Source organism: Streptomyces sp. NPDC001204 (genome assembly GCF_053598035.1).
On sequence record NZ_JBSFJL010000001.1, the window covers coordinates 530690 to 545563 of the forward strand.

Consider the following 14874-nt stretch of genomic DNA (forward strand, 5'->3'; position numbering starts at 1 on the left):
CGTTCCGTTCCGAAGGTCACGCGACGTGACGCCGCCGCGCCCGTGTCACCCCACCGCGATCAGAATCGCCAGCACCACCGCACCGGCCAGCGCCGGACCCAGGATCTCGTACGCCCAGCGGACCGTCACCTCGCCCTGGGCGGACTGGGCGTGCTCGCGGGCCTCCTGGACCTCGCGCAGGTCGTTCATGAACTGGTCGGTGTCCGTCCGGATGGGATCGCGGTCCGCGGCGGTGTCACCGGCGCCGCCGACACCGGTGCCACCCGTCGCGCGTGCGGTCGCGACGGTGGCCCGTGCCTGCCGGCGGGCGGCCCGCTTGCGCGCCCGCAGCGACACGGGCAGCGCCCACAGCTGGTACTTGGTGCCGGCCTTGTCGAACACCTCGTTGGAGTAGCCGGAGCGCAGGCCGGAGACCTGCCCCCAGGGCAGCACGATCACGCGGAAGGGGTTGCGGACGCGCAGCCGGTCGGAGTTGGCGTACACGGCGGGCCGCACGGTGAAGGCGACCACGAGCGGCACCGCGAGGATCATCCCGGCGAGCGCCAGCCACGGGGTGCGGCCCTGGCCGGTGACCAGCGCGTCGATGCCCAGCCACAGGATGATGGCGAGCAGCAGGACACCGCCCGCGATGCCCGCGGACGACCGGTGGACCCGGTCGTGGAACTCGGAGGCGGAGGGCTGCGGCGCGGGGGGTTCGTGCTCGGGCGTCGTCATGGCCCCGATTGTGCCCGACGTCCGCGGGTGCCCTCATCCGCGGTGCGGGAGCACGGCCCGAGCACGGAAGACCATCGCCCCGCGGAATATGGCCGGGGGCACAATCTGGACTCTAGGGGTGTACAGCCGCTACGCGCGTAGATATGCTCGCCTGGTGACCATGCCCACCACTGCACCCCCTCTCGCTGACGTCACCGCGTCCGACAGCACGCTGCGCCGCTTCCTGCACGGGCTGCCCGGCGTCGACGCGGTCGGCCTGGAGGCGCGCGCCGCCTCGCTCGGCACCCGTTCCATCAAGACCACCGCGAAGGCGTACGCGATCGACCTCGCCATCTCGATGGTCGACCTGACGACGCTGGAAGGCGCGGACACCCCGGGCAAGGTCCGGGCGCTCGGCGCCAAGGCGGTCCACCCCGACCCGACGGACCGTACGGCCCCCGCCACGGCCGCGGTCTGCGTGTACCCCGACATGGTGGCCACCGCGAAGGAGGCCGTGGCCGGCTCGGCCGTGAAGGTCGCCTCGGTCGCCACCGCCTTCCCGGCCGGCCGGGCGCCGCTGGACATCAAGCTGGCGGACGTGCGCGCGGCGGTCGCCGCGGGCGCCGACGAGATCGACATGGTCATCGACCGCGGGGCGTTCCTCGCCGGCAAGTACCTCAAGGTGTACGACGAGATCGCCGCCGTGAAGGAGGCCTGCGGGACCTCCGCCCGACTGAAGGTCATCTTCGAGACCGGCGAGCTGTCGACGTACGACAACATCCGCCGCGCGAGCTGGCTCGGCATGCTGGCGGGCGCCGACTTCATCAAGACGTCCACCGGCAAGGTCGCCGTCAACGCCACCCCGGCCAACACGCTGCTCATGCTGGAGGCCGTCCGTGACTTCCGCGCGCAGACCGGCGTGCAGGTGGGTGTGAAGCCGGCCGGCGGCATCCGCACCTCCAAGGACGCGATCAAGTTCCTGGTCCTGGTCAACGAGACCGCCGGCGGGGACTGGCTGGACAACCACTGGTTCCGCTTCGGCGCCTCCTCGCTCCTGAACGACCTGCTGATGCAGCGCCAGAAGCTGGCCACCGGCCGCTACTCCGGCCCCGACTACGTGACGGTGGACTGAGCCCCATGAACACGGATAACCCGCTTTCCCCCTTCGCCTACGCACCGGCTCCCGAGTCCCGGTCGATCGTCGACATCGCGCCGTCCTACGGCCTGTTCGTCGACGGCGAGTTCACCGAGGCCGCCGACGGCAAGGTCTTCAAGACGGTCTCCCCCAGCACGGAGGAGGTGCTGTCCGAGGTCGCCCAGGCCGGCGAGGCGGACGTGGACCGCGCGGTCAAGGCGGCCCGCAAGGCCTTCGCGAAGTGGTCGGCGCTGCCCGGCTCCGAGCGCGCCAAGTACCTGTTCCGTATCGCCCGCATCGTCCAGGAGCGCAGCCGTGAGCTGGCGGTCCTGGAGACGCTGGACAACGGCAAGCCGATCCGGGAGACCAGGGACGCGGACCTGCCCCTGGTGGCCGCGCACTTCTTCTACTACGCCGGCTGGGCGGACAAGCTCGGCCACGCCGGCTTCGGACCGTCCCCGAAGCCGCTGGGCGTGGCCGGCCAGGTCATCCCGTGGAACTTCCCGCTGCTGATGCTGGCGTGGAAGATCGCCCCGGCGCTGGCGACCGGCAACACGGTCGTGCTCAAGCCCGCCGAGACCACCCCGCTCTCCGCGCTGTTCTTCGCGGACATCTGCCGCCAGGCGGGCCTGCCGAAGGGTGTCGTCAACATCCTTCCCGGCTACGGCGACGCGGGCGCCGCGCTGGTCGCGCACCCGGACGTGAACAAGGTCGCCTTCACCGGCTCCACGGCCGTCGGCAAGGCGATCGCGCGCACGGTCGCGGGCACGGACAAGAAGCTCACCCTCGAACTGGGCGGCAAGGGCGCCAACATCGTCTTCGACGACGCGCCGATCGACCAGGCCGTCGAGGGCATCGTGAACGGCATCTTCTTCAACCAGGGCCAGGTCTGCTGCGCGGGCTCGCGCCTGCTGGTGCAGGAGTCGATCCACGACGAGCTGCTGGACTCCCTCAAGCGCAGGCTCTCCACCCTGCGCCTGGGCGATCCGCTCGACAAGAACACCGACATCGGCGCGATCAACTCCGCCGAGCAGCTGGCCCGGATCACCACGCTCGCCGACCAGGGCGAGGCGGAGGGCGCCGAGCGCTGGTCGCCCGCCTGCGAACTGCCCGAGAGCGGCTACTGGTTCGCCCCGACGCTGTTCACCGGTGTCACCCAGGCGCACACCATCGCCCGTGACGAGATCTTCGGCCCGGTGCTCTCCGTCCTCACCTTCCGCACCCCGGACGAGGCCGTCGCCAAGGCCAACAACACCCCGTACGGGCTCTCGGCGGGCATCTGGACGGAGAAGGGTTCCCGGATCCTGGCGGTGGCGAGCAGGCTGCGCGCCGGTGTCGTCTGGTCCAACACGTTCAACAAGTTCGATCCGACCTCGCCGTTCGGCGGCTACAAGGAGTCGGGCTTCGGCCGCGAGGGCGGCCGGCACGGCCTGGAGGCGTACCTCGATGTCTGAGAAGTCCGAGAAGTCTGGGGCGACGACCGAACCGCGGCTTTCGGTCCTCAAGACCTACAAGCTGTACGTGGGCGGCAAGTTCCCGCGTTCCGAGAGCGGCCGGGTGTACGAGGTGAGCGACTCCAAGGGCAACTGGCTGGCGAACGCACCGCGGTCGTCCCGCAAGGACGCCCGTGACGCGGTCGTGGCCGCGCGCAAGGCGTTCGGCGCGTGGTCCGGCGCGACCGCGTACAACCGGGGCCAGATCCTCTACCGCGTCGCGGAGATGCTGGAGGGCCGCCGCGAGCAGTTCGTCCGCGAGGTCGCCGAGGCCGAGGGCCTGTCCAAGGTCAAGGCCGCCGCGCAGGTCGACGCGGCGATCGACCGCTGGGTCTGGTACGCGGGCTGGACCGACAAGATCGCCCAGGTGGTGGGCGGCGGCAACCCGGTCGCGGGCCCGTACTTCAACCTCTCCTCCCCCGAGCCGACCGGCGTGGTGACCGTCCTGGCCCCGCAGGAGTCGTCGTTCCTGGGCCTGGTCTCGGTGATCGCCCCGGTGATCGCGACGGGCAACACGGCGGTGGTGGTCGCGAGCGAGAAGCACCCGCTCCCCGCACTCTCCCTCGGCGAGGTGCTGGCCACCTCCGACCTGCCGGGCGGTGTCGTGAACGTCCTGTCCGGCGGTACGGCGGAGATCGCCACGCCGCTCGCCGCGCACCAGGACGTCAACGCGCTCGACCTCGCGGGCGCCGACGCCGAGCTGGCGAAGGAGCTGGAGGTCGCGGCGGCGGACAACCTCAAGCGCGTCCTTCGTCCACAGCCTGTGGACTACTTCGCGACGCCAGGCATCGACCGCATGACGGCCTTCCTGGAGACCAAGACGGTCTGGCACCCGACGGGCTCCCTGGGCGCCTCCGGCTCGTCGTACTGAGCCGCCCGGGGCGCCGCACCGCGGCGGCCCGCACAGACGAGAGCCGCGTCTCCCCTCCGTCCGGGGGAGGCGCGGCTCTCCGCGTGCGCGCGTCAGCGCACCGACCCGAGCGCCTGACCGACGACCGGCACGGCACCCACCGACGGGGCCTGGGCCACCGGGCCCGTGAGCATCTTCGAGCTGACCGGCCGGAAGTCGGCGAGCTGGGTGCCGACGCCGTTGTCGAGCGGGTCGACGCCGGTGCCCGCGAGCGGGTTGGGCTTGAGGGCCGTGACCGTTCCGGTGGTGTGGCCGACGGTGCCGGTCAGTGCCTGCACGCCCGTCTGCGGGTCGGCCTTGCCGAGGGAGCCGAGCAGGCGGCCCTCGCCCCCGCCCGGGAGGATGTCCGCCGAGGCCGTTGTCGCGCCCACGCCCAGGGCGGCCCCGGCGGTGGCGACGGCGACCAGGACGCGCCGGGCGGTGGAGCGGGGGGAGGACGCGTGTCGAGCCATGACTGGTGCCGCCTTACGGATGCGGTGGGTAACGGGAACAGCGCACACGGTAGTTGAGACGTAGCCCACGTTCCAAAGCCGACCCGCGGGGTCGGCAGGCGGGCCACCATGCGTCAAACTGGTGTTCCGTGAGCCTTCATCCCCCGTCACCCGCCCGTGTCGTGCTGCTGTGCGGCCCCTCGGGCTCGGGCAAGTCCCTGGTAGCCGCCCGCTCCGGACTGCCCGTGCTGCGCCTCGACGACTTCTACAAGGAGGCAGGCGACCCGACCCTGCCGCTGGTGGCGGGGAGTTCGGACATCGACTGGGACCACCCCGGCTCGTGGGACGCGGACGTCGCGGTCGCGGCGATCAGCCGGCTGTGCGCGACGGGCACCACGGACGTGCCGGTGTACGACATCTCGCTGAGCGCCCGCACCGGTGAGGACACGCTGCACATCGGCCGCACCCCGCTGTTCATCGCGGAGGGCGTCTTCGCCGCCGAGATCGTGGGGCGCTGCCGGGAACTCGGTGTCCTGGCCGACGCGCTGTGCCTGAACCGCGGACCGGTCAGGACCTTCCGGCGGCGCTTCCTCCGGGATCTGAAGGAGGGCCGCAAGTCGGTCCCGTTCCTGCTGCGCCGGGGCTGGCGGCTGATGCGCGCCGAGCGGTCGATCGTGGCCCGTCAGGTCGCGCTGGGCGCCCACGCCTGCGACCGGGACGAGGCCCTGGGCCGGCTGGCCGCCGCGGCGGCGGGTCGGCAGGCGCAGACACGGACGGCCGCGTAACCGGCGTACGGCACAGGGGAGTACATACCTCGTACGCGCCTACGCGCCTCGTGCGCGTCCACGCGCGGCCCCGTACGCCCCGTGCGCCTCTGTCGTCGTACGTGCCTCGTAGCGCCTCTCTCGCGTCAGCGCGCCTGCGCACGCGAAAGCGGGACTGGACAGACCCCCCGGTCCTCCAGTCCCGCTTCCTTGGTGCTCCCCCACACTCCCCCGTGTTCCCCCGTGTCCCCAGGGATTCCCCCATCCCCCGAGTCCCCGTTGTTCCCCCGTGTCCCCCGTCTTTTCCCCTCCCCCGTTGTTCCCCCGTTCCCCCCGCTGCCCTTCGGTCGGCTCAGGCGACGAGCTCGCCGAAGGACTCCTCACGGTCACGGCCGATGCTGAGGACCTCGTCCTCGCGCAGCCGGCGCAGGGACCGCCAGATGCTGGACTTCACCGTGCCGACGCTTATGCCGAGGATGTCCGCGATCTCCGGGTCCGTACGGCCCTCGTAGTAACGCAGGACCAGCATGGTGCGCTGGAGTTCGGGCAGCCGGGCCAGCGCCTGCCACAGGACCGTGCGCAGCTCGGTGCCGCGCATGGCGTCCGTGTCGCCGGGCGTCTCCGGCAGTTCCTCGGTCGGGTACTCGTTGAGCTTGCGGCGCCGCCAGGCGCTGATGTGCAGGTTGGTCATGGTGCGGCGGAGGTATCCGCCGACGGCCGCCTTGTCACTGATCCGGTCCCACGCCCGGTAGGTCGAGAACAGCGCGCTCTGCAGCAGGTCCTCGGCCTCGAAGCGGTCGCCGGTGAGGTGGTAGGCGGTTGCGTACAGGGAGGCGCGGCGCTCCTGGACGTAGGCGGTGAACGCCGCTTCGGCGTCTACGGCCTCCGACAGTGCGCGGCGCTCCCCCGGACCCTCCCCGTACGCGGTTCCCCCGTGTGTTTCCCCCGTGTGAGCGTCAACCACCGCCATGCGGGGCTGAGGCCCCTGCTGCGCATGCGCGGTGTGCTGACGCCCGGTGCCGCGAGCGCACCCCCGCCCGCTCACGGCACCGGACTTCTCCGAAGACCGGGCCACGTCGTGCAGACGCGTGACCACTGCGCTGAGGCTGGTGCTGTGCAGCGTGTTCATTCGCGCCCCCCGTCGTGGAGTTCCGGTGTTCCGTCCTGCTTCTTGCCCCGTGCCGAAAATCTTGCCGTGGCCACTTCATGGCCATGTCCGCCGACTGTCACAGACCTGTCACAGGGGCACGGAGGCCGTTACCGGGCGCGGGTCGCCGTACGGGTGTCGAAACACCGACCCGGCATGGGCCAGAATGAGGTTCGTGCCTTCCCTGTTGCTGATCGAGGACGACGACGCCATCCGAACGGCCCTGGAGCTCTCACTGACGCGCCAGGGACACCGGGTGGCCACCGCTGCCAGCGGTGAGGACGGTCTGAAGCTGCTGCGCGAGCAGCGGCCGGACCTGATCGTGCTGGACGTGATGCTGCCCGGCATCGACGGGTTCGAGGTGTGCCGGCGCATCCGGCGCACGGACCAACTGCCGATCATTCTGCTCACCGCGCGCAGCGACGACATCGACGTGGTGGTCGGACTGGAGTCCGGAGCCGACGACTACGTGGTCAAACCCGTGCAGGGGCGGGTGCTGGACGCCCGGATCCGGGCCGTGCTGCGGCGCGGGGAGCGGGAGGCGAACGACTCGGCGACCTTCGGCAGCCTCGTCATCGACCGGGCGGCGATGACCGTGACGAAGAACGGCGAGGACCTCCAGCTGACCCCGACCGAGCTGAGACTGCTGCTGGAGCTGAGCCGCCGGCCCGGTCAGGCGCTGTCCCGGCAGCAGCTGCTGCGGCTGGTGTGGGAGCACGACTACCTCGGTGACTCGCGTCTGGTGGACGCCTGTGTGCAGCGGCTGCGGGCCAAGGTGGAGGACGTGCCCTCGTCCCCGACGCTGATCCGTACCGTGCGCGGCGTCGGTTACCGCCTGGACGCGCCTCAGTGACGGACGAGCGGGGCGGGCTCCGGGGCTGGGCCTCGAGACGCAGGGGAACGTTGTCCCGGCTGCGGTTCACCAGTCTGCGCCTGCGGCTGGTCGTGGTCTTCGCGCTGGTGGCGCTGACCGCGGCCGTGTCGGCGTCCGGGATCGCGTACTGGCTCAACCGCGAGGCGGTGCTCACCCGCGCCCAGGACGCGGCGCTGCGCGACTTCCAGCAGGAGGTGCAGAACCGCGCGGGCGCGCTGCCGGTGCACACCACGCAGGACCAACTTCAGCACACCGCCGGGCAGATGGCCGGCAGCAGCCAGCGCTTCAGCGTGCTGCTGGTCGGCCAGGACGCGAACGGCAGGACGCTGTACGGCAACTCCGGCGGACTGAACGGCTTCTCACTGGAGGACGTGCCCGCCTCGCTGCGCACCGCGGTGAACAGGCAGCAGCCGCTCTCCTCGGCCAACAAGGCGCCCTACCACCTGTACTGGCAGCGGATCGTCATGCACGGGACGCCGTACCTGGTGGCCGGCACACGGGTGATCGGCGGCGGCCCGACCGGCTACATGCTCAAGTCGCTGGAGCCGGAGGCCAAGGACCTCAACTCGCTGGCCTGGTCCCTGGGCATCGCCACCGCACTGGCGCTCGTCGGTGCCGCTCTCCTCGCCCAGGCCGCCGCCACGACGGTGCTGAAGCCGGTGCACCGGCTGGGAGTCGCCGCGCGCCGGCTCGGCGAGGGCAAGCTCGACACCCGGCTGCGGGTGTCCGGCACCGACGAACTCGCCGACATGTCCCGCACGTTCAACAAGGCGGCCGAGGCGCTGGAGAAACGGGTCGCCGACATGGCCGCCCGCGACGAGGCGTCCCGCCGCTTCGTCGCGGACATGAGCCACGAGTTGCGTACGCCGCTGACCGCCATCACCGCCGTGACGGAGGTGCTGGAGGAGGAGCTGGACTCCGAGAGCGGCGGCATCGACCCGATGATCGAGCCGGCGGTCCGGCTCGTCGTCAGCGAGACGCGGCGACTGAACGACCTGGTCGAGAACCTGATGGAGGTCACCCGCTTCGACGCGGGCACGGCCCGGCTGGTGCTGGACGACGTCGACATCGCCGACCAGATCACCGCCTGCATCGACGCCCGCGCCTGGCTGGACGCCGTGGAGCTGGACGCCGAGCGCGGCATCCACGCCCGGCTCGACCCGCGCCGCCTGGACGTCATCCTCGCCAACCTGATCGGCAACGCGCTCAAGCACGGCGGTTCGCCGGTGCGGGTGTCGGTGCGCGAGTCGGCCGCGGAGGCGGAGCGGCCCGCCGAGATCGTCATCCAGGTGCGCGACCACGGGCCGGGCATCCCCGAGGACGTCCTGCCGCACGTCTTCGACCGCTTCTACAAGGCGAGCGCGTCCCGGCCGCGCTCCGAGGGCAGCGGCCTCGGGCTGTCCATCGCCCTGAACAACGCGCACATCCACGGCGGCGGCATCACCGCGGCCAACTCGCCCGAGGGCGGAGCGGTGTTCACGCTGCGGCTGCCGCAGGACACCTCCGCGCTCGCCGAGGAGCGGTCCGAGGGTGAGCGATACGAGGAGGACGACGCGGACGACGCGGACGACGCGGACGGCACGAACGGAGCGAACGGCGCGAAGGGGGGCGCCCGATGAACGCACGCCGACTTCTGCCGGCGGCGCTGACCGCCCTGGGCCTGCTGCTCGCCGGGTGCGGTATCCGGCCCACCGAGGTGCCCACGGACTTCGGCGGCGCGCCCTCCCGCGTGCCCTGCTCGCTGTCCCAGCCCGACCTGACCATCCAGTCCTCGCGCGGCGTGCCCGTACAGGTCTTCCTGTTGTGCGGCTCGTCGCTGGTGACCGTCGACCGGACGGTACGGGTGCCGGAGGGCACCGCGGACGCGCGGCGGCGGGTGATCGTGGCCCAGGGGCTGCTCGACCAGCTCGCCGCGCCGCCGTCGACCGGCGAGAGGGCGGCCGGGTACACCACGCACGTCCCGGAGGGCCTGAAGGCCGAGGGGCCGCGCCCCGGTGACCCCGCCGACACGCTCCGGCTGAGCAGCACGCCGGCCGGCCTCGCCCCGTACGCCCTCGCGCAGATCGTGTGCACGCTGTCCGACTCGGCCGCCGCCGAGGGGGACGGCTCCGTCGTCCTCGGCGGCCCTGACGACACGGCGCTGCGCCGCTACGAGTGCACCGGCGAACTCCGCTCCCGACCGGGCACCACCCTGCCACCGTCGACCCAGGTGACCACGGGCTGACGCGGGACGGCACACGGCTGCGAGCCACGGATGTGCCGCTCGGTCGTGGCACACGGGCGCGGCACGGGGCCGTGGCCACACAGGCTTGGACGAGGGCCGCGGCACACGGGTGGCACCCAGGCTTGACGCTGGGCCTCGCACGCACGTGCGACGCAAGGTCGTGACACAGGGCCCTGGCACACGGGCGCGGCGCACAGGCTTGACGCTGGACCATGGCACGCGGGCGCGGCGCACGAGCGGGGCGCTGAGCCGTCGCACATGGGCGCGGCGCACGGCCGTGGCGCACGGCTGTGACACAGGACCGTGGCCACACAGGGCGCGGCACAACAGGTTTGGCCCTGGGCCGTGACACCCAGACGCGGCACAGGGCAGTGGCGACCGGGCGCGGCACACAGGCCCGCCCGACATAGGGCCGCGACACACAAGCGCGGCACAAAGCCGACACACACAGGTGCGGTGCACAGGTGTGCAGCGAGGGCGCGGCGCACGGGCGTGGCGCAGGGCCGTGACACACAGGCGCGGCGCACGAGTGTGGCGCAGGGCCGTGACACACAGGCGCGGCGCACGAGTGTGGCGCAGGGCCGTGCACGCACAGGCGCGGCGCACGGGTGTGGCGCAGGGCCGTGACACACAGGCGCGGCGCATGAGTGTGGCGCAGCACTCACCACGGAGTGTGCCGTCCGGCCGGAACCGATCGTGCCGGGGACCGCGTCTTGGGTGGCGTGCAGCGTCAAGGCTCCATCCGCGGCAGCGCCGCGTTCCACGTCCGCGTGACAGGGGGTGTCCTCCTCGTCGCCCACCTCGCGCTCGTCGCCTGGCTCACGCTGCGTCCGCTGGACGTCCCCTGGGTGACGCCGCCCAATCTGCGTCCGCTCGCCACCGTCCGGGCCGACCTGGCGCTGGGCTGGCCCGAGGGGGCCCGGCGCATCGGCGAGGGCCTGGCGCTGCTCGCGCCGCTGGGCGTACTGCTGCCGATGACGCACGGCAGCCTTCATGTCTCTCCACTCGGGTCCCTGTTCCGCACGGTCGCCGCGGGCGCCCTGGTCTCGCTGGGCATCGCCCTGCTGCAGACCGGCGTACCGGGCCGGGTGGTGGACGTCGACACGCTGCTGCTGAACACCACGGGCGTGGCCCTCGCCCACCTCACGGTCGTGCCCGCGGGCCGCTCCCGTATCCGCCGCGGGGCCGAGCGCCGGGACCGGCCGGCCCCGCGCCGGGAGGATCCGCCTCAGGGGCGTACCCCGACGATTCCCAGGGTCGGCCTCGCCCCGTGGAGCGACGCTCTGCCCCCTTCGTCTCCGTAGCGTGGAAGACGGACGGGGCAGCCGACGGGGCGGCCCCGCACCAACAGCTCACGAAGGAGTCGACCATGACCGCCCTGGCCCGCCCGACCCACGGTCGCGTGCTCGGCGGAGTGTGCGCTGCGCTGGCTCGGCGCTTCGGCACCTCCGCGACGACGATGCGCGTGATCTTCCTGCTGTCCTGCCTGCTGCCCGGCCCGCAGTTCCTGGTCTACATCGCGCTGTGGATCCTGCTGCCCTCGGAGGAGACGGCCGGCAGCGCGTGGTGAGCACCGCGCACGCGGAGACGGCGACGCGGTGAAACGACGGCACGGCTGGGGCGCACCCTGGAACCAGGAGGTGCGCCCCAGCCGTGCCGCGTCCGGAGAGGGGAGCGGTCGGCTCAGCCCAGCGGCAGGCCGTTCAACGGCAGGCCGTGGGTGGGCAGGCCCTGCACCGGCAGTCCGCCGAGCAGACCGGCGACCGGCTTGGTCGGGCCGTTCTGGAGCAGGCCATGGGTGGCCGGCTGCGCGGCCGCGAGACCCGACTGCATCGCGGGCCTGGCCTGGTTCAGCGCCTGGCCGGCCCCGGGCACCGACTTGGCGACGTTCTCGGTCGGGAGCGCCTTGCTGACGGTACCGAGCGCCTGACCGGCGTCCGGAACGGCCGGCGCGGCGTTCGCGGCGCCCGCGCCGGCGGCGGCGAAGGCGGCCCCGAGGGCGGCGACACCGAGGGACTTGACGGCAGACTGCTTCATGAAAACGCGTCCTTGGGTGGAAGACAGGGAACTGAGCGGTCCACGACCGTAAACACGCCGAGCCGTCCGTCGCAAACATCGAAATACGGACGGAATATGCACCCCGGACGCGTCCCCGTATCCTCCGATCAACCTTCCGAGGTCGAGAAACCCCTGGTGGAGGCCGTCTGCTGAAACAGCCATTCGGATTTCAGCGCCGCGTATCCGGGCTTGATCACGTCATTGATCATCGCCAGTCGTTCATCGAAAGGAATGAATGCTGATTTCATCGCATTGACGGAGAACCACTGCATGTCGTCGAGCGTGTATCCGAATGCCTCGACCAGCCGCTCGAACTCCCGGCTCATGCTGGTGTGGGACATGAGACGGTTGTCCGTGTTGACCGTGACCCGGAAGTGGAGCCGGCGCAGCAGCCCGATCGGATGCTCGGCGTACGAGGGCGCCGCCCCGGTCTGGAGGTTGGAACTCGGGCACAGCTCCAGCGGGATGCGCTTGTCGCGGACGTAGGAGGCCAGCCGCCCCAGTTCGACCGTGCCGTCCTCACGGACCTGGATGTCGTCGATGATGCGCACCCCGTGGCCCAGCCGGTCCGCGCCGCACCACTGCAGCGCCTGCCAGATGGACGGCAGCCCGAAGGCCTCGCCGGCGTGGATCGTGAAGTGGTTGTTCTCCCGCTTCAGGTACTCGAAGGCGTCCAGGTGCCGGGTGGGCGGGTAACCGGCCTCCGCGCCCGCGATGTCGAAGCCCACCACGCCCGAGTCCCGGTAGCGGTTGGCGAGTTCGGCGATCTCCAGGGAGCGGGCCGCGTGCCGCATCGCGGTCAGCAGGACGCCGACCCGGATCCGGTGACCGTTCTCCAGGGCGGTCCGCTCGCCCTCGCGGAAGCCCTCGTTGACGGCCTCGACGACCTCCTCCAGGCTCAGCCCGCCCTCCAGGTGCTGCTCGGGGGCGTAGCGCACCTCGGCGTAGACGACGCCGTCCTCGGCGAGGTCCTCGGCGCACTCGCGGGCGACCCGGACGAGGGCGTCGCGGGTCTGCATCACGGCGACGGTGTGCGAGAACGTCTCCAAGTACCGTTCCAGGGAGCCGGAGTCGGCGGCCTCACGGAACCACAGGCCCAGCTTGTCCGGGTCGGTCTCGGGGAGCGGGGAGTAGCCCGACGCGCGGGCCAGGTCGACGACGGTTCCGGGGCGGAGCCCGCCGTCGAGGTGATCGTGGAGCAGAACCTTGGGCGCCCGGCGGATCTGGTCCGAGCTCGGGGTGTTCCCCTGGTGGGCAGTCTGGCTCGTCATTTCCGCACTTTAACTCCTACGCGCGTAGATCATCGTGTGTACACATCCGTCGATATGTAACGGTGACCGCCCGGACGGGTGGCGTACACCGGTGCTTCTGACACTGTTCTGTCATGTCACACCAAGCGACGCCGGTTCGCACGGCCCGGCTGGGGAGGACGGTCGGCCCGGAGCCGGCGGCGGTGGGCGGAGCGGTGCTGCTGCTCCCGGGCGGCCAGGAGGTCTCCACCCGCAGACCCTCGCCGGTGCTGGCGGCCGCCTCGGTGCGCGCGCTGGGGCGCCGGCTGGCCCGCGCGGGGCGCGAGGAGGGACTGGCCGTGCACGTGGTGCACTACCGCCACCGCGGCTGGAACGGAGCCGAGGCGCATCCGGCCCGCGACGCAGCCTGGGCCGTCGAGGAGGTCGTCCGGCGCTACGGGGACGTGCCGGTCTGCCTGGCCGGTCTCGACATGGGCGGCCGGGCCGCGCTGCACGCCGCCGGGCACGAGACCGTCAATTCCGTGGTGGCCATCGCCCCTTGGCTGCCCGAGGCCGACGTGGCCGCCTCGCCCGAACCGGTCAGGCAGCTCGCCGGGCGCCGGGTGCTGATCGTGCACGGCACGAACGACGAACGGACCGATCCCGAGCTGTCCTTCCGGTTCGCCGAGCGGGCGAAGAAGGCGAACCGGGACGTGTGCCGGTTCGAAGTCCACGCCGACGGACACGGGTTGCGTCAGTACCGGGACGAAGTCCTCGCGCTCACCACCGACTTCGTCATGGGGTCGCTGTTCGGGCGGGTGTTCTCGCGGCCGGTGCAGGACGCGCTGGCGGCTCCGCCACCGCTGGGGCTGCGGATGCCGCTGGCGGCCGGGTTCGGGAAGACGCTGCGGCGGTAGGGCCGCCCGCCGTCAGGTGGGGAGCAGACTGCCGCGCTTGGCGAGCAGGAACTTCTTGAAGGCCGCCACCGGCGGGGTGTCCGGGTGGCCCTCCAGCCAGGCCACTCCGATCTCCCGTACCGCGCGCGGGGCCGTCACCGTCAGCTCGACGACTCCCGGGCGGGGGAAGGCCGGCGGGGGCAGCAGGGCGACCCCGAGGCCCGCGGCGACCAGGCCGCGCAGGGTCTCGGCCTCCTCGCCCTCGAAGGCGACGCGCGGCTTGAAGCCGGCCTCCCGGCACAGGGCGTCGGTGATGCGGCGCAGGCCGTAGCCGGGTTCCAGGGTCACGAAGGACTCCTCGGCGGCCTCGGTCAGGCGGATGCGGCGCCGGGCGGCGAGCGGGTGGTCGGCGGGGACGACCAGGCGCAGCTTCTGCTCGTCGAGACGGCGGGCGACCAGGTCGGGGGCGTCCGGCACGGGGGACGTCAGGCAGAGGTCGAGCTCGCCCGCCCGCAGCCCCTCCAGCATGGCCTCGCCGTAGTTCTGCACCAGGCTGAAGCGAACGCGGGGATGATCGGCTCGGAAGGCGTGGATGAGGCCGGGCACGGTCTCGGCGCCCATGGTGTGCAGGAAGCCGAAGGCGACCTTGCCGGTGGCCGGGTCGGCGTCGGCGCGCACCTCCTCGGCGGCGCGCTCGATCTCGGCGAGGGCGCGTTGCACGGAGGCGAGGAAGGTACGGCCGGCGGGGGTCAGGGAGACCGTGCGGCCCCGGCGGGCGAAGAGGTCGACGCCGAGGTCCTGCTCCAGCCGGACCATGGCCCGCGAGAGCGTCGACTGCGGGACCTGCATCTCCTGCGCGGCCCGGGTGACGTGCTCGGTGCGGGCCACGCCGGCGAAATGCGCCAGGCGGGGCGCGAGCAACGCGACGATGTCTTCTGTGTCACCGGTCTGTGACAGACGCGGCTGCGACCTCGGCTGATGCACCATGGGAACGATTATGCCGAGTCCGTGCATTGGACG

The 14874-nt window shown here is 72.1% G+C and carries 16 protein-coding genes; 10 read left to right on the plus strand and 6 right to left on the minus strand.

Features of this window, described 5'->3' with window-relative positions; translation table 11 throughout:
- Positions 1–45: 45 nt before the first annotated feature.
- The gene (locus tag ACWC91_RS02415; protein ID WP_450641677.1) at positions 46–714 is read right to left on the minus strand and encodes a PH domain-containing protein; all 669 of its coding nucleotides are present in this window, start codon (positions 712–714) and stop codon (positions 46–48) included.
- Positions 715–874: 160 nt separating this feature from the next.
- On the opposite strand from ACWC91_RS02415, the gene deoC reads away from it, so the two are divergent.
- The 3 genes from deoC to ACWC91_RS02430 are packed head-to-tail and all read left to right on the plus strand — an operon-like array spanning position 875 to position 4192.
- Positions 875–1825: a deoxyribose-phosphate aldolase gene (gene deoC, locus ACWC91_RS02420; protein ID WP_361416014.1), complete on the plus strand. Its 951-nt coding sequence runs from the start codon at positions 875–877 to the stop codon at positions 1823–1825.
- A 5-nt stretch (positions 1826–1830) separates the two neighbouring features.
- A complete protein-coding gene (locus ACWC91_RS02425) occupies positions 1831–3282 on the plus strand; it encodes an aldehyde dehydrogenase family protein (protein ID WP_225078923.1) in 1452 nt (483 codons plus the stop codon).
- The gene (locus ACWC91_RS02430) at positions 3275–4192 is read left to right on the plus strand and encodes an aldehyde dehydrogenase family protein (RefSeq protein ID WP_225078924.1); all 918 of its coding nucleotides are present in this window, start codon (positions 3275–3277) and stop codon (positions 4190–4192) included. The genes ACWC91_RS02425 and ACWC91_RS02430 overlap by 8 nt, the downstream gene beginning before the upstream one ends.
- 92 nt (positions 4193–4284) lie before the next feature.
- On the opposite strand, the gene ACWC91_RS02435 is transcribed toward ACWC91_RS02430, so the two are convergent.
- Entirely contained in the window at positions 4285–4683 is a 399-nt protein-coding gene (locus tag ACWC91_RS02435) for a hypothetical protein (RefSeq protein WP_281155130.1), read from the minus strand.
- 128 nt (positions 4684–4811) lie between these two features.
- Between ACWC91_RS02435 and ACWC91_RS02440 the strand changes: the two genes are divergently transcribed.
- On the plus strand, positions 4812–5447 hold the full coding sequence (locus ACWC91_RS02440) for a uridine kinase family protein (RefSeq protein ID WP_225078926.1): 636 nt from the start codon (positions 4812–4814) through the stop codon (positions 5445–5447).
- Positions 5448–5778: 331 nt separating this feature from the next.
- Here the strand turns inward: ACWC91_RS02440 and ACWC91_RS02445 are convergent, their stop codons facing one another.
- Positions 5779–6555, minus strand: coding sequence for a SigE family RNA polymerase sigma factor (locus ACWC91_RS02445; RefSeq protein WP_225078927.1), 777 nt, complete (start codon positions 6553–6555; stop codon positions 5779–5781).
- A gap of 193 nt (positions 6556–6748) precedes the next feature.
- On the opposite strand from ACWC91_RS02445, the gene afsQ1 reads away from it, so the two are divergent.
- From afsQ1 to ACWC91_RS02470, 5 genes are all read left to right on the plus strand, one after another.
- On the plus strand, positions 6749–7426 hold the full coding sequence (afsQ1, locus tag ACWC91_RS02450) for a two-component system response regulator AfsQ1 (protein ID WP_037868090.1): 678 nt from the start codon (positions 6749–6751) through the stop codon (positions 7424–7426).
- Positions 7423–9066, plus strand: coding sequence for a sensor histidine kinase (locus tag ACWC91_RS02455; protein WP_281155129.1), 1644 nt, complete (start codon positions 7423–7425; stop codon positions 9064–9066). The genes afsQ1 and ACWC91_RS02455 overlap by 4 nt, the downstream gene beginning before the upstream one ends.
- Positions 9063–9671 carry a hypothetical protein gene (locus ACWC91_RS02460; protein WP_225078929.1) on the plus strand — a complete coding sequence of 203 codons (609 nt, stop codon included), beginning with the start codon at positions 9063–9065 and terminating at the stop codon, positions 9669–9671. The genes ACWC91_RS02455 and ACWC91_RS02460 overlap by 4 nt, the downstream gene beginning before the upstream one ends.
- A 722-nt stretch (positions 9672–10393) precedes the next feature.
- A complete protein-coding gene (locus tag ACWC91_RS02465) occupies positions 10394–10975 on the plus strand; it encodes a VanZ family protein (protein WP_225078930.1) in 582 nt (193 codons plus the stop codon).
- Positions 10976–11040: 65 nt separating this feature from the next.
- Positions 11041–11241: a PspC domain-containing protein gene (locus ACWC91_RS02470; protein WP_141359063.1), complete on the plus strand. Its 201-nt coding sequence runs from the start codon at positions 11041–11043 to the stop codon at positions 11239–11241.
- A 113-nt stretch (positions 11242–11354) separates the two neighbouring features.
- Here ACWC91_RS02470 and ACWC91_RS02475 read toward each other — a convergent pair whose 3' ends face one another.
- Together ACWC91_RS02475 and ACWC91_RS02480 are read right to left on the minus strand one after the other, a co-directional pair.
- Positions 11355–11708, minus strand: coding sequence for an ATP-binding protein (locus ACWC91_RS02475; RefSeq protein ID WP_225078931.1), 354 nt, complete (start codon positions 11706–11708; stop codon positions 11355–11357).
- Positions 11709–11836: 128 nt separating this feature from the next.
- Positions 11837–13000, minus strand: a complete 1164-nt coding sequence (locus tag ACWC91_RS02480; RefSeq protein ID WP_450641681.1) for an adenosine deaminase — start codon at positions 12998–13000, stop codon at positions 11837–11839.
- 113 nt (positions 13001–13113) lie between these two features.
- On the opposite strand from ACWC91_RS02480, the gene ACWC91_RS02485 reads away from it, so the two are divergent.
- On the plus strand, positions 13114–13875 hold the full coding sequence (locus ACWC91_RS02485; protein ID WP_225078933.1) for an alpha/beta hydrolase family protein: 762 nt from the start codon (positions 13114–13116) through the stop codon (positions 13873–13875).
- Between the two features lie 12 nt (positions 13876–13887).
- Here ACWC91_RS02485 and ACWC91_RS02490 read toward each other — a convergent pair whose 3' ends face one another.
- Complete coding sequence (locus tag ACWC91_RS02490; RefSeq protein WP_225078934.1) at positions 13888–14841, minus strand: LysR family transcriptional regulator; 954 nt, start codon at positions 14839–14841, stop codon at positions 13888–13890.
- Positions 14842–14874 lie beyond the last annotated feature (33 nt).

Coding starts and splice junctions, on each gene's coding strand:
- ACWC91_RS02415 (WP_450641677.1), bottom strand. CDS start 714: ATGACGACGCCCGAGCACGAACCCCCCGCGCCGCAGCCCTCCGCCTCC.
- deoC (WP_361416014.1), top strand. CDS start 875: ATGCCCACCACTGCACCCCCTCTCGCTGACGTCACCGCGTCCGACAGC.
- ACWC91_RS02425 (WP_225078923.1), top strand. CDS start 1,831: ATGAACACGGATAACCCGCTTTCCCCCTTCGCCTACGCACCGGCTCCC.
- ACWC91_RS02430 (WP_225078924.1), top strand. CDS start 3,275: ATGTCTGAGAAGTCCGAGAAGTCTGGGGCGACGACCGAACCGCGGCTT.
- ACWC91_RS02435 (WP_281155130.1), bottom strand. CDS start 4,683: ATGGCTCGACACGCGTCCTCCCCCCGCTCCACCGCCCGGCGCGTCCTG.
- ACWC91_RS02445 (WP_225078927.1), bottom strand. CDS start 6,555: ATGAACACGCTGCACAGCACCAGCCTCAGCGCAGTGGTCACGCGTCTG.
- ACWC91_RS02460 (WP_225078929.1), top strand. CDS start 9,063: ATGAACGCACGCCGACTTCTGCCGGCGGCGCTGACCGCCCTGGGCCTG.
- ACWC91_RS02470 (WP_141359063.1), top strand. CDS start 11,041: ATGACCGCCCTGGCCCGCCCGACCCACGGTCGCGTGCTCGGCGGAGTG.
- ACWC91_RS02475 (WP_225078931.1), bottom strand. CDS start 11,708: ATGAAGCAGTCTGCCGTCAAGTCCCTCGGTGTCGCCGCCCTCGGGGCC.
- ACWC91_RS02480 (WP_450641681.1), bottom strand. CDS start 13,000: ATGACGAGCCAGACTGCCCACCAGGGGAACACCCCGAGCTCGGACCAG.
- ACWC91_RS02485 (WP_225078933.1), top strand. CDS start 13,114: ATGTCACACCAAGCGACGCCGGTTCGCACGGCCCGGCTGGGGAGGACG.
- ACWC91_RS02490 (WP_225078934.1), bottom strand. CDS start 14,841: ATGGTGCATCAGCCGAGGTCGCAGCCGCGTCTGTCACAGACCGGTGAC.